We start from the raw sequence: 12,683 nt of genomic DNA, 5'->3' as shown, positions 1-12,683 counted from the left end.
AGAGCATGACAAAATTTAAAAAATGCGTTTGCAGCCTATGAATAAGGATTTGTAAAAATAACAGTTTTTGAAGTAGTACATTTTTGTAAAATTACTTACTTCAAATCTGAACTATTATAAAAGTTAATCAAAAACCATCTTACCCTATCTGTTCCTTTTTTTGCTAAGTGTGAAAATTTGCAACTTCAAAAAACTGTATTTATGCCTATCAGGAGTTTTATTTGATATAATTGTTAATTATTGACATTTGGTAAGTGTGAACAAAAGATTGAAAAACACATCTTTCCAGTACAGAAAGCCGTATATTTGTATATGATTTAATAAGAATACAATAGAAAATTTTAAAGAGAATGCAATTTAAACCAAATAGAGAAATTACAGGTTTAGGCAATTTTGATGCGTTAATAGGAGCAGATGACAATAAACCAGTTTTCACACCTAGAACACAAGAAGAAATAAATAATCATTTCCAAGATAATCCAATAGTAGGACAAGGCAACCCTCCAAGTTTTTCAGATGAAGCACAAAAGGAAATTGATAATTATTTTAAGGATAAGCCAAAAACACCAGTAAGTAATACTATTACTACACCAACTGTAACAACACCAGTTTATACACCACAAACAAGCATAAATACTCCAGTAGTACAGAAAGCTCCAGTTTATACACCACAAACGAGTGTAAACACTTTAGTATCACAACAACAATCAAATGAATCTGCAACACCTCAAAAGCAATGGATAAAAGGTCTTACAAATATGCAAACAGGTTTAATTGGTTTTGGAATTTTGGCAGGTACAGCAACCGTAATAATAGTAGTAGCTAAAAAATAATCTCAATGGGAAAAGAAGTAATCAAAGAAAGGAAGTGTTTAGCATGTGGACAGATTCTACCAAGAAAATCAAGGTCAGACAAAAAAACGTGTGATGATAAATGTAGAAAGAAATATAATGATTGCATTGCAACTGTAGGAAATACCGAATATAAAAGAAGCGAAATTTCAAACGAAGGTAAAGAACTATTTGCATCATTAGGAGAAATAACAGAATACGTAGAATACGCTCAAAACTTAGTATTATTTAGTGATACGTTAAAAACAGAAGAAGACAAAGAAAATTACAAATCTAAATTCAAACTTCATTTAGTTTATTTCTTAGAAAGAATTAAATATTTAGCAGAACAAAAAGTAGATGAGGTATTAGGTGTAGAAATTACAGAAGTACAAGAAATTTTAGACGAATTAGACGACAGAGACAACGACAGAAACGACAATTTATATTTTTAAACAATCAATAATTTCAATAGAAAAATGGCTAAAAAAGCAACAACAACAAGCGATAAAATGAACGGTTTTAATATTTACCGAGTAACAGGTGGAGGCGTAAGAAAACAGTTTATGGATGCAGAACCAGCACAAAAATATTTTGAGACTCGTGAACGTGCATTAAAGAAAAAAGAAGAAGGTTTTAGCCTTAAACTTTATGCAGCTATCAAAGTAGTAGGCGAAAAAACAGAATGGATATTACTCCAAGAGACTAGTTACTCTGATGATTCTTTTGAGGACTAGAAAAATATGTAAGACGGTTTTTTTGGACTTGCCATAGTCTGATAAATAAATTAAGTGTAGAGTAAAAACTCTATGCTTTTTTTGTGTCTAAATTTTAAAGCTCAGGAAAATTATTTTTTATTTTTTCACTTGAATAAACTCCTAAACCTCTCAAATAGGTTCTAGTTTGGTCTAAATCATGATGCCTACATTGTTGGCTAATTTCCAGTATATCCACTCCATTTTTATATGCTGCTATAGCTCCCGTATGTTTCCAACTGTATAAAGTGTATTTATCTGAAAGTTTTAATCTATCCTTTATTATTTTATATTCCTTTGTGAATTGACCTTCTTTTGTTGATTTATTTGAAGGAATGCCATCTATTCCAAACAGATAACAATCTGAATGATAGGACAAAAAACCACTTTCTATAAAAGCATGCATCAAATAGTTAGGTATATCTACTCTTTCACTTTTTCCATTTTTTGATATTTCAGCAGGTATATATAACTTGTTAGTTTCTTTTTCTATATAGCCAACTTTTAAAAATCTTATTTCTTGAGGTCTAACAAAAGTGTAGAATATAATTTGACATACTAGCCATAAATTAGGGTTTTCTTTGCTTATTATATCCTTTATTATTTTTTTCTGATCTGAATTATAGAATTTATGAGCCATTGTTTTTTGAACCTTTAATTTTTTGAAATTTTCCATAACATTACTATCTATATAACCTAGTTCCTTTAGTTCAGATAAAAGGATAGATATAGTTGAAGCATATGCGTTTCTAGTAATGTTGCTGACTTTTTTGGTTCGTTGCAAATCATTCAAAAACTCTTTGACATGGATTTGTTGTAGACTTCTTATATTGAGTTCTTTATAGTTTTGATATAGGAACAGACAGAAGTATTTTTTATGACTTCTATAACTACTTATTGACCTTTTTCGAAGTCGTGGTTTTGCATTATTAAAAGCAAGTTCAAAAGCATTTATAGCTGTTTCAGACCGTCTCTTTTTTTCCTTTTCTATAAGCAATTTATCATTACTTGTAAGAATACGCAAGCCGTTTTCTAAATCCGTATTTATCTGTTTGGCTAAGTCTTCACTAGCATTTTTATAGATTCTTTTTCTGACAATTTTTTGTTTGTCTATATCCCAGGCCCCGAAATCTATATACGGTTTTTTTGCATTGACAAATTGAGCAGCTTTATAAGGGTATTTTTCGTTTTTATCCATTCCTAGGTTTTTGTACAAATCAAAGGTTATTAGAAATACCAATGAGTTAAGTAATAATAGTAGTTGGCAATGATTTGGCGATAATAATACTAAATATAGTTCTATAATACTTAAAAACCTATTTTGTAGCGATAAAGGGATTCGAACCCTTAAAACTTAGTTTCTAAAACTAATACGTATGCCAGTTCTGTCATATCGCTATTTAATTAAAAAACTAACTCTTCTTACCCTAAAGATTTTCTCACTCCATTGAATGAAGATTTCAAATAAGACCAAATTAGTTTAGTATAACAGGCAAGATTCGAACTTGCGACCTCTTCATTCCAAATGAAGTAAACTACCACCGTTATCCTGCTATATGTTGTGGAAAAGATTGGATTAGCTTCGCTGAATACTTATTTCGAACCAATGCCCAACAGATTTTTAGTCTGTCACTCTACCTGTCTGGGTTACTTCTCCATTTTTTGCACGTTCTAGAGGAATCGAACCTCTCTTTTCGGTTTTGGAGACCGAAACATTACCACTATGATAAGAACGTAGTTTGTTACCTCGTCAAGATTCGAACTTGAAAAATCAGACTCAAAATCTGATGTGTTACCAATTACACCACAAGGCAATAGTTATTTTTTGCGAGAATGGTAGGTTTCGAACCTACGACCAATTGATTAACAGTCAATTGCTCTACCACTGAGCTACACTCTCTTTTATTTTATTTTTTTTTGTGGGAACGCTAGGATTAGCTTCGCTGAATACTTATTTCGAACCTAGAAAGTTTCACAACTCCAGATTTACAGTCTGGTGCAGATTGCCATATCTACAAAGTTCCCTTTTTTTGTACTCCATAAGAGATTCGAACTCTTTTTATATCTTAGAAAGAGATATGTGATAACCAATTACACTAATGGAGCAAATTGTAAGATTAATAGGATTCGAACCTATGACCTTCTGCTTATCAGACAAACACTCTAACCGACTGAGCTATAATCTTGTGGTATGCTAGTAAAACCACTATTGAGTTTTTATAGTTCCTGACAGTTTAAAAATTCCAAAAAAACACCTTACTAGGCTTTGCTAATAAGGTGTTTAATTATTGTATAACTAATTTGAATAAAATGGATTTCGTAGTTCTCTTCAATTTTAAACCACAAAAAGCATCACTACAGCCATTGCTACCATTGATAAATCTTCAATAATCGTAACGGTACTCATTGGCAAATTAAAAACATCTCCCAAACAAGCACATTTGATTTTTTTCTTATCCAAATTACTTTTTATAACACCAATACTACTAATTCCCAAAACAAAAATTGTAATTAGATTGACATAGAAAGGAAAAATATTGATTAAATAAGCAATACCTAAAGTAAGTTCGACAAACGGATAAATCAATCCCCATCCTTTCCATTTTGCTGCTACGATGTCATACATTTGGTAAGAGTTTGCAAAACCTTCCAAGTTAAGGAGCTTGAAAAATGCAAAGACAATAAAGAATCCAGCCATAAAATGACGCATTAAAAGCATTCCTGAAAAATCAGTAAACGGATATTGAACCAAAATACTTGTTCCCAAAATAAAAGCAACAATCAAGAAGAGAGGTTTGTAAGTAGAAAATGATTTGTTTGGTAAATCTAATTCTTCAACATTACTAGCATCTTTTTTTTCTATTTCTTCATAAACGATTTCATTCTGACTTGGTAAATTTTCTTTTTCTATAATGGTATAATTTCCTATTTCAGAGAGTTTTTCTTGTAAAACATTTATAGAAACATCTTCTTCAAAATAAATTTTCCCATCAGAATTTTCTACACTAATATCTGCTTTTTCTATTTCTGTAAATGCTTCTAATGTTTTTTTTACTTTTGCTTCGCAGCCTTTACAGGTCATTCCTGTAATATTATATTGTTTTATTTGAGTTTTTTCTAAAGTATTCATAGTGGTTTTGTGTTTAGACCCAAAGGGCTTTAATAAATTATTTAATACATAATCTGCAAACCTGCTCCCCATTTATAACGGTTGTCATAATTAGCAGAAAGCGCAAAATATTGTCCTAAGATATAACTCGTTCCTATTGTATATCTAAATTCATCTTGATTGATAAGATACTCTACACTTGCATTTGCTCTCCAACGTTTAGTAAGAGGAAAATCTTCTCGTTCTAGTTCTACTTGAAAATTTCCTTCGTTATCGGCTCTAAAATCTGACCATACGTGCATCGGTAAAAAATATCGAATACCAACTAAGCCTTTCATTTTTGCATCTGTAATAGGTTGATCGTCGCTTGTTCTGTTAATTTCTTCTTGTTCAATTTCTGTCCCTAGATAAGCCGTAAAAAATTGTTTTGCTCCAAAATAATGCATTGCTTTTGCTTCTACTTCAAACTCTTCGGTATAATTTGTATTTCCTTCTATACTTATTTCATTTCTGAAATTAAAAATACTTGCATCTGCCCAAAGTCCGTTTGTTTGTCCTGTTAGGTTTGCCATTGCATACCATTTTTTATCTTCTCTAGCAAAACGTCTATAACCTGCTTTTGTAGTAATCATTGGTGTAGTATTTTGATAATTTACTACTCTAGCCATTCCAGACATCATGTGATACAACAAATGACAATGAAAAAACCAATCTTTTTCCTCAATTGCATCAAATTCTATAATTGTCGTTTCCATAGGAGCAACATTGACAGTATGTTTGAGAGGAGCAAAATCGCCTTGTCCATTTATAATTCTAAAAAAATGTCCGTGCAAGTGCATTGGATGGCTCATCATGGTTGTATTGTGCATCACAAAACGAACCGTTTCACCTTTCGTTATTTTTATTTTATCAGCTTCTGAAAGTGGCGTATTATTTATCATCCAGACATAACGCAACATATTTCCTCCTAAATACAAATGAACAATTCTGACAGGTTTTTCTTCATTTTGTTCACTTATTTTGGTAGAATTTGGAGATTTTAGCATTGTATAATCAAAAATAGTTTCGTCAGGATTCTGTTCTTTGAGTTGTTTGTAACCTGTCATCATTACACCAATTGGTTTGAGTATAGATTTCATCATATTTGCTTTAGGGTCATCTTTGCTCATCATCATTCCTTCTTTTTCTGCCTCATGAATTTTTCCTTCTTGCATTTTCATGTTGTCATGATTCATTCCGTCATGATTTTGATGATTCATTTTTGAAGTGTCCATTTCCATTTTATCATGCTTCATTTCATTATGGTTCATCTTGTCATGATTCATTTTCTCACTTTCGTTATTCATTTTCATTCCTCCATGTTCCATTTCCTCATTCCCATGTCCCATTTGCATTCCCATTCTATTCATATCTTCCATCAAAATATCGTGATTGGTAGGAGCTTTTCCATTTTCATAAAATCCATTTTCCATTCTGTTTTTGGGAGCTTTACCCATCTTCATTTTGGGCATCATTTTCATCATATCTTTCATTTCGTTTACCAAAGCAAAATAATCTAATGGTGGTAAATCAGTTGCAGCTTTTTGAGTTGCATTTTTGTCGCCTAACCAAACCGAAGTATATTTGTATCTATCCCAAGAAGTAGCACGAAATTCATATTTTTTTGTATCAGAATCAGCATTTTGAGGAATTGTAACTTCAATATCATAGGTTTCAGCCGTTGCAATGAGTAATTTATCTACTAGGGTAGGCTCAACATCAATTCCATCGGCAGCCACAATTTTCATTTTGCCACCTGCGTAATGCAGCCAAAAATGTGAAGAAGCCGAACCATTTATTATTCTAAGACGAATCGTTTCTCCTGCTTTGAGATTTTCTACTTCTTCTTTTATTTTTCCATTTGCCAAAAAAGCATCATAATATACATCTGCTAAATCCATATCAGGCATTCTTTTCCATTCTAACCACGCTTTTGCAGCCAAATTTCCTGTTGCAATCGCTTTTCCATAACTCTGAATAGCATTTCTTTTGATGGCATACCAATCCGTATGACGCTTTAAAAGGCGAATTACATTATGTGGATTTTGGTCTGTAAAATCTGAAAGAACAATTACTTTTTCCTTCGTTTTTATAGGTTCTTTGGGCGCAATAGAAATTCCTCCATACAATCCTTTTTGTTCTTGATACATGGTGTGAGAATGATACCAATATGTTCCGTTTTGAATAATTGGAAATTTGAAAATATGCGTTTCTCCTGCTTTTATAAGTTCGGTTGTCAAGAGTGGAACTCCATCATATTGATTAGGTAAAATTAATCCATGCCAATGAAAAGAAGTTGTTCCTTTTGTATTATTTTTGACATAAATAAGTGCAGTGTCTCCTTCTACAAATTCTAAAGTAGGCGCAGGAATTTGTCCGTTTGTAGTAAGCATTTTAGCTTTTTTTCCTGCAATTTCCATAACAGTATCATTTACATTGAGATGATAAATGACTGTTTTGTTTTGAATTTTACTATCCTTTTTTTTGGTAGAATGATTTGAATGTTGAGAATGTTCGTGCTGTGCTTCTGCATTTTGAGTAAAAAGAAAAGTAAGAAATAAAAATAGTAGTATTTGATTTTTCATAATTGTTTTTTAGTTTAAAAAATGGTGGAAAAAACCCTAAGGGACTCTGAAGACCCTTAGGGTTTGGGAACTAAAAATTAAGCTGCCATTTTACGACATTCTTCGGCACATTTGCGACACGATTCTGCACATTTTTTACAATGTTCGTGATTGTGTTCTCCACATTGTTCGGCACACCATTCACAAATTTCTGCACAGATTTTACAATAGTCTTTTGCCCATTTGCTATCGTTTATCATTGCTTTAATAGCAACTTGACACGAATCAACACATTCTATGCAACAGCGAGGACAGTCATTCATACTTTCTTTGGTTGCCATTTGATACAAACAACTTTGGCAATCGATAAGACATTGTTGGCAGGCTTCTATACACGATTGAAATTTTGAATTATTCATAATTTTGGGGTTTTAGGTTTAAAAATTTAGATTAAAAAATCGTAAAGGGGATTTTATTTTTTTTAGTGAAAATTATTCTACTACTTCAAGCAGTTTTTTCATTTCGGCAATTTCTTTTTCCTGTGCCTTTATAATTTCTACTGAAAGCTCTTTTACTTCTGAATTTTTGAAAGTAGCATTTTCACTAACTAAAATAGCTGAAGAATGATGAGGAATCATAGCTTTCATATATTGCTCATCAGAAATAAAGGTTTGAGTTCTCAAAAAAAGCAAGGCTGTTATGAAAATATAAACACTCAAAAAGACAATTCCAATATTGAGTTTTTTGTCTTTGTACATGTCACTCATAAAAAACAGTTTCAAAATTGCCATTGGAGAAACCATCAGCAAAGTCATATACAAACGAGTATTGCTTAGGTAAATATGATTCAGTTCTGCCACATTCAAAAACATTACGCCATACATAATGACAAATGAAACAGTTAGCATCAAAGCAAATTTGATATAAGGTTGGTAAGAAGAAGAGTGCTTTTGCATAAAAATGAAGTTTAAAAAGTAGAATAATTGGTTTCTACTTTATTAAACGCTACTAAAGCCAATCAGTTTTTCAGAATTTTGACAAAAATTTATACTATTTTGACTTATTATTGTAAAGCATCTATTGTTTTACGTTTCTCTGAAATATTTTTTTGATAATAAGAAGGAGTTTGTCCTGTTACTTGCTTGAATTGTGTAGAAAAATGAGAGGTATTTTTATAATATAAAAAGCTCGCTATTTCATTTATTCTATACTTTTTGAGAGATAAAAGTTCTTTGGCTTTTTCTATTTTTTGTAACACAATATATTTTTCTATGGTCATATTTTCAGAGGTAGAAAAAAGACGACTCAAATACGAATATTCGTGATACAGTTTTTGAGAAAGATATTCAGAGAAATTGATATTTAATGGTTTTTCTGAATAATGAATTTGATTAATGATAGCTGTTTTGATAGAGTTGATAAGGCTTTTTTTATCTGACTCTATCAATCGTAATCCTATTTTTTGTAATTCTTGTTTTAATTTTTCTTGTTTTTCTGCTGAAATTTCTGTGTTTTCAATAAGGTAAATTTTACCTAACTCTACTTTTTCAAAATCAATATTTAGCTCTTGACATAGATTTTCTACTGCCAATACACAACGTGGGCAAACCATATTTTCTATATCTAAGACAAATTTGTTCATTCTTTTTCTAAAAAAAGTAATCTATAGGAAAGAAGTAAAAGAGAGCTTTTTGTGTGAAAAATATCTTCATTCAGACTAAGAAATCTGAACTACTTATAATCTACAACTTAAATTAGATATACACTCTCAGTACTATAAATGTTTTTATTCTAAAAACTAAGCGCAGAAAGAGCAAGTATAAGAAAACCAATAGCAAGAAGCGATAAAAAAGCCAAAATACCTCCAATTAATGCTAAAGTAATGGTGTGTGATTTATGATAAAGTGTTGTATCATTACTTGCCACAACTGAAATACCAATAATACTTGCAATAAGAGAAACAACTAATAACCCTATTGCAAAAGGGACTAAAAAACTAAAAATAGCATACATAGTTGCAAAGAAAAAAGCTGCTACAAAAATACCTAAAGCAAGTAAAGTGGCAAAAAAAGACAAATAAGCAGCCCAATGTATTTTTGGTTTTGTATTTTTGATTCCTACTTGTTTATTTGCTTTATTTATTTTGCGTTGTTCTTTAAGAGCTTTCCAAACTGTTTTTCTCAATTGCTTTTTTTGTGTTTTGGCTATTTTGCGTTGCTGTTTTTTCTTTATTTTTGAGTTTGGCTTATAAGTCTGCTTTTCAGTGTTTACTGTTTTTTCTGTAGCAGAATTATGTTTCTTTACAGTTGATTTAGGTTTTTCAGAATAAGAACTAGAAGAGTATTCAGATAAAAAGTGAGCTTTCGTAGTAGTAGTGAAACTCAAGAATAGAAATAGAAAAACAAAAAAATGGCGCATAATTGAAATAGTTTAAAAAATGAAATAACGAAAAGGCAAAAAATGAATCATCAGAAAATAAAAATAATTGTTTTTTCTGAGATTATTCAAATTTATGTTCTCAAAAAAACAGAAAAAATCTTTATTAGAAAAATAATACTTGTTAGAAGCCTAAAAACCAACTAAATTTCGGTTCTTAATTAGAAAATAGTATTTTAGAATCTCAAAATAGCAAGAACTCATTATAACACAACGATTTATAAATTAGTAAGTTATTTTATTATGAATGAAGAACAAAATTCTACTCCTAAAAGTGATTACGATTCAGAAAGTATAAATCATGGTTATCCTGAATGGCAACATGGTTTTCGTGATTCGTGGAACTTTATTAAAGATTTTTTCTTTCGTCTGACTCACTTGGCTTCTGACACAGATTATGTTGGAACAGTAAAGAGCATTAAATCAGGTGTTGTTTTGGAAGGTTCAAACCTTTGGGTGTTGATTTGTTCGGTCATGATTGCCTCTATTGGTCTTGATTTGGATTCAGCTGCTGTTATTATTGGAGCGATGCTTATCTCTCCCTTGATGTCGCCTATCTTGGGAATTGGTTTGGGTGCTGCAATTAATGATAGAGAAACACTAATAAAATCGGTTCGAAATTTTTTGAGTGCCATTATTCTGACTTTAGTAACAAGTGTTGTTTATTTCAAAATTACTCCTCTAGGACTTCTGACAGACCAAATGCTTTCTCGTACAGAACCTAATTTATTAGATGTTTTGGTTGCCTTTTTTGGTGGTTTGGCGGGTATTATTGCAGGCTCTCGCACAGAAAAAACCAATGCCATACCAGGGGTGGCAATTGCAACTGCTTTAATGCCTCCTTTGTGTACTGCAGGTTTTGGATTAGCAACAGGAAAATGGGATGTTTTTGCAGGAGCATTTTATTTGTTTTTCATTAATGCTGTCTTTATTAGTCTTTCTACCTACATGATTGTGCGTTTTTTGAAGTTTCCGTATGTGGAGGTTTTAAATCCTGTTTTGGCAAGGCGAGCAAGGCTTACAGCGTATGTTGTTCTGACAATCTTACTTATTCCGAGTGTGATGTTTTTATTCAGAAAACTGACAGAAAACTTCCGTAATCAGCGTATTGCTACTTTTATTACTCAGAATATAAATCCAAATTATGATTTGAATTCGGTACAATGGAAAGTAAAACTAGATTCTACCAATATTTATAGGCTTCGTGTGATTAGTTTTGGAGCAGGAAGTTATATCAATTATGATTCTTTGCTTAGCCTAGAAAAAACATTTAATGATGAAGTAAAAACTTCTTGGAAACTTACAGGTTTTGATGCAGAAGATAGCATTCATATTGAACTTGTTCAGTCAGAAGAACCTGCCGATTCTGAAACTCGTGTCGAACGTACTGTGATGAACAATGCAAAGCGTTATATTGAGATAAAATTTAGAGAAGAAATGGGAACTTATAAACAAAAAGATGAAATCATAACAGGAAAAGACAAAGAAATAGAAGACCTAAAACAAGAGCTTTTATATGCGAGAGGAGATACATTACCTTTTGAAACTATAAAAAACGAACTCAAAGCTATCTATCCAGAACTGAAAGAAATTGGTGTGGCTAGAGTAAGACAAACTGATTTTAAAAATGATTCTTTGGCATTTATGTTATTGGTAAAATGGGAAGGCGAACCAGCAAGAAATAAATATACACGCAAAAAATATGAAGACCGTTTGAAGAATTTTATTAATGTAAAACTCAAAGACAAGAAAATTGGAATTATCAATTATTAATAATACAATCTTCTCTCAACTATTTTTTGAGTCCTATTTTCTAAAATAGTAATATAAACATAGCCAATCGCAAAAAAATGACTAACTCCATAGATATAAAAATAACCCACAACACCCAGTAACCACATCATATTAAAAGTAAGGGCAACTAAATATCCTAAAATACCAATAGCTAAATAGGCTAGAATAGCAAAGGTGTAATTTTTACGAAGTGCATGAGTTTCATCAGAATAGTTTCCCAAAATTAAATGCAAAATATTCATTATTGGATTTGTCAAACCCAAAACTGCTAAAGCTAAAACAGGAAAAAGAAAAGCAAAACTAAATTCTGATAAAGCAGAGATTTGCGAACCCAAAAAAGTCAGTCCATAGCCACCAAAAAGAATTACTAAAAAAAATAATTGAATAACTAAGTCTATTCGTAATAAAGGTTTTTTGTAAGGAGAGACCATAATTATACTATTTGAGATTAATTTTAAATTGTTTTATAGTTTTACTAAACGAAGAGAAGATATAGAAGTTTCACTTCTTTCAAAAAAAAATGAAAGTTTGTAAAAATAGTTATTTCTTTAACTTTAATTACTAAACTGATTTTATAAATTTGTACTTTAGACGTTCTATTTTGAATGAATTTTATTTTATCTATTTTCATTCTCACCAAAAATAAACCTTCTTACTCATTTTGGAAAAAGATTTTGTAACATTTATTCAGAAACATCAAGGTATCATACATAAAGTATGTCGCATGTATTGTGATTCTGAAGATGATAGGCAAGATTTGTTTCAAGAAGTTTTGTTCCAACTTTGGAAATCCTATCCAAAGTTTAGAGGTGATTCCAAAATTTCTACGTGGATGTATCGTATCGCTCTTAATACAGCAATTGCACGTCTACGTAAAGTCAAACGTAAACCTTCTGAATTTTCTATTTCAGATTCTACACTACAATTTCCTGATACTCCGACAGATACTGAAAAAGAAGAACAACTCAAAAATCTTCAACTCGCTATTCAGAAATTATCAAAAGTAGAAAAAGGAATCATCATGCTTTACCTAGAGGAGAAAAGCTATGATGAAATTGCCGAAATTATAGGTATTACCAAAACAAATGTAGGTGTGAAAATCAATCGAATAAAGAAAAAACTCAAAGAAACATTGGAAAAATTGCCTCAATAGAAA

13 protein-coding genes and 8 tRNA genes are annotated in these 12,683 nt (G+C 31.1%); 5 read left to right on the top strand and 16 right to left on the bottom strand.

Annotated elements, in window-relative coordinates:
- Positions 1–350 precede the first annotated feature (350 nt).
- Genes V9L05_RS07550 through V9L05_RS07540 form a run of 3 tightly spaced genes read left to right on the top strand, consistent with a single transcriptional unit; the run spans position 351 to position 1,567 of the window.
- Positions 351–833, top strand: coding sequence for a hypothetical protein (locus V9L05_RS07550; protein ID WP_338814987.1), 483 nt, complete (start codon positions 351–353; stop codon positions 831–833).
- Positions 834–838: 5 nt separating this feature from the next.
- The gene (locus V9L05_RS07545; RefSeq protein ID WP_338814986.1) at positions 839–1,285 is read left to right on the top strand and encodes a hypothetical protein; all 447 of its coding nucleotides are present in this window, start codon (positions 839–841) and stop codon (positions 1,283–1,285) included.
- Positions 1,286–1,309: 24 nt separating this feature from the next.
- The gene (locus V9L05_RS07540) at positions 1,310–1,567 is read left to right on the top strand and encodes a hypothetical protein (protein ID WP_338814985.1); all 258 of its coding nucleotides are present in this window, start codon (positions 1,310–1,312) and stop codon (positions 1,565–1,567) included.
- Positions 1,568–1,661: 94 nt separating this feature from the next.
- On the opposite strand, the gene V9L05_RS07535 is transcribed toward V9L05_RS07540, so the two are convergent.
- From V9L05_RS07535 to V9L05_RS07465, 15 genes are all read right to left on the bottom strand, one after another.
- Positions 1,662–2,783 (bottom strand): site-specific integrase, encoded by a 1,122-nt coding sequence (locus tag V9L05_RS07535; RefSeq protein ID WP_338814984.1) that lies wholly within the window; start codon positions 2,781–2,783, stop codon positions 1,662–1,664.
- A 126-nt stretch (positions 2,784–2,909) separates the two neighbouring features.
- Positions 2,910–2,983 (bottom strand) — tRNA-Leu (locus tag V9L05_RS07530).
- Between the two features lie 86 nt (positions 2,984–3,069).
- Positions 3,070–3,141, bottom strand: a tRNA-Pro gene (locus V9L05_RS07525).
- A gap of 6 nt (positions 3,142–3,147) precedes the next feature.
- Positions 3,148–3,242: transfer RNA gene (locus tag V9L05_RS07520), tRNA-Phe, on the bottom strand.
- An 8-nt stretch (positions 3,243–3,250) separates the two neighbouring features.
- Positions 3,251–3,321, bottom strand: a tRNA-Trp gene (locus V9L05_RS07515).
- Positions 3,322–3,327: 6 nt separating this feature from the next.
- Positions 3,328–3,399, bottom strand: a tRNA-Gln gene (locus V9L05_RS07510).
- 14 nt (positions 3,400–3,413) lie between these two features.
- Positions 3,414–3,485, bottom strand: a tRNA-Asn gene (locus tag V9L05_RS07505).
- A gap of 133 nt (positions 3,486–3,618) precedes the next feature.
- Positions 3,619–3,691, bottom strand: a tRNA-Glu gene (locus V9L05_RS07500).
- Between the two features lie 6 nt (positions 3,692–3,697).
- Positions 3,698–3,771: transfer RNA gene (locus V9L05_RS07495), tRNA-Ile, on the bottom strand.
- Positions 3,772–3,920: 149 nt separating this feature from the next.
- Positions 3,921–4,715, bottom strand: coding sequence for a heavy metal-associated domain-containing protein (locus tag V9L05_RS07490; protein ID WP_338814983.1), 795 nt, complete (start codon positions 4,713–4,715; stop codon positions 3,921–3,923).
- Between the two features lie 41 nt (positions 4,716–4,756).
- Entirely contained in the window at positions 4,757–7,318 is a 2,562-nt protein-coding gene (locus tag V9L05_RS07485; RefSeq protein WP_338814982.1) for a multicopper oxidase domain-containing protein, read from the bottom strand.
- 77 nt (positions 7,319–7,395) lie between these two features.
- Complete coding sequence (locus V9L05_RS07480; protein WP_338814981.1) at positions 7,396–7,716, bottom strand: four-helix bundle copper-binding protein; 321 nt, start codon at positions 7,714–7,716, stop codon at positions 7,396–7,398.
- Between the two features lie 72 nt (positions 7,717–7,788).
- Positions 7,789–8,253, bottom strand: coding sequence for a DUF305 domain-containing protein (locus V9L05_RS07475; RefSeq protein WP_338814980.1), 465 nt, complete (start codon positions 8,251–8,253; stop codon positions 7,789–7,791).
- Between the two features lie 107 nt (positions 8,254–8,360).
- Positions 8,361–8,939 carry an AraC family transcriptional regulator gene (locus V9L05_RS07470; protein ID WP_338814979.1) on the bottom strand — a complete coding sequence of 193 codons (579 nt, stop codon included), beginning with the start codon at positions 8,937–8,939 and terminating at the stop codon, positions 8,361–8,363.
- 149 nt (positions 8,940–9,088) lie between these two features.
- Entirely contained in the window at positions 9,089–9,715 is a 627-nt protein-coding gene (locus V9L05_RS07465) for a hypothetical protein (protein WP_338814978.1), read from the bottom strand.
- 261 nt (positions 9,716–9,976) lie between these two features.
- Here V9L05_RS07465 and V9L05_RS07460 point away from each other — a divergent pair, with 261 nt between their 5' ends.
- Positions 9,977–11,506: a TIGR00341 family protein gene (locus V9L05_RS07460; RefSeq protein ID WP_338814977.1), complete on the top strand. Its 1,530-nt coding sequence runs from the start codon at positions 9,977–9,979 to the stop codon at positions 11,504–11,506.
- On the opposite strand, the gene V9L05_RS07455 is transcribed toward V9L05_RS07460, so the two are convergent.
- Positions 11,503–11,958, bottom strand: a complete 456-nt coding sequence (locus tag V9L05_RS07455; RefSeq protein WP_338814976.1) for a hypothetical protein — start codon at positions 11,956–11,958, stop codon at positions 11,503–11,505. The two genes, V9L05_RS07460 and V9L05_RS07455, sit on opposite strands and share 4 nt — an antisense overlap.
- Before the next feature lie 230 nt (positions 11,959–12,188).
- Here V9L05_RS07455 and V9L05_RS07450 point away from each other — a divergent pair, with 230 nt between their 5' ends.
- On the top strand, positions 12,189–12,680 hold the full coding sequence (locus V9L05_RS07450; RefSeq protein WP_338793830.1) for a sigma-70 family RNA polymerase sigma factor: 492 nt from the start codon (positions 12,189–12,191) through the stop codon (positions 12,678–12,680).
- The last annotated feature ends 3 nt before the right edge of the window (positions 12,681–12,683 follow it).

Origin of the sequence: Bernardetia sp. Wsw4-3y2 (assembly GCF_037126295.1) — a bacterium.
Classification (GTDB): domain Bacteria; phylum Bacteroidota; class Bacteroidia; order Cytophagales; family Bernardetiaceae; genus Bernardetia.
The sequence above is the reverse complement of the archived record's forward strand: the minus strand, read 5'-3'. Positions and strand labels throughout refer to the sequence as shown.

Coding starts and splice junctions, on each gene's coding strand:
- V9L05_RS07545 (WP_338814986.1), top strand. CDS start 839: ATGGGAAAAGAAGTAATCAAAGAAAGGAAGTGTTTAGCATGTGGACAG.
- V9L05_RS07455 (WP_338814976.1), bottom strand. CDS start 11,958: ATGGTCTCTCCTTACAAAAAACCTTTATTACGAATAGACTTAGTTATT.
- V9L05_RS07465 (WP_338814978.1), bottom strand. CDS start 9,715: ATGCGCCATTTTTTTGTTTTTCTATTTCTATTCTTGAGTTTCACTACT.
- V9L05_RS07535 (WP_338814984.1), bottom strand. CDS start 2,783: ATGGATAAAAACGAAAAATACCCTTATAAAGCTGCTCAATTTGTCAAT.
- V9L05_RS07485 (WP_338814982.1), bottom strand. CDS start 7,318: ATGAAAAATCAAATACTACTATTTTTATTTCTTACTTTTCTTTTTACT.
- V9L05_RS07475 (WP_338814980.1), bottom strand. CDS start 8,253: ATGCAAAAGCACTCTTCTTCTTACCAACCTTATATCAAATTTGCTTTG.
- V9L05_RS07460 (WP_338814977.1), top strand. CDS start 9,977: ATGAATGAAGAACAAAATTCTACTCCTAAAAGTGATTACGATTCAGAA.
- V9L05_RS07550 (WP_338814987.1), top strand. CDS start 351: ATGCAATTTAAACCAAATAGAGAAATTACAGGTTTAGGCAATTTTGAT.
- V9L05_RS07480 (WP_338814981.1), bottom strand. CDS start 7,716: ATGAATAATTCAAAATTTCAATCGTGTATAGAAGCCTGCCAACAATGT.
- V9L05_RS07540 (WP_338814985.1), top strand. CDS start 1,310: ATGGCTAAAAAAGCAACAACAACAAGCGATAAAATGAACGGTTTTAAT.
- V9L05_RS07490 (WP_338814983.1), bottom strand. CDS start 4,715: ATGAATACTTTAGAAAAAACTCAAATAAAACAATATAATATTACAGGA.
- V9L05_RS07470 (WP_338814979.1), bottom strand. CDS start 8,939: ATGAACAAATTTGTCTTAGATATAGAAAATATGGTTTGCCCACGTTGT.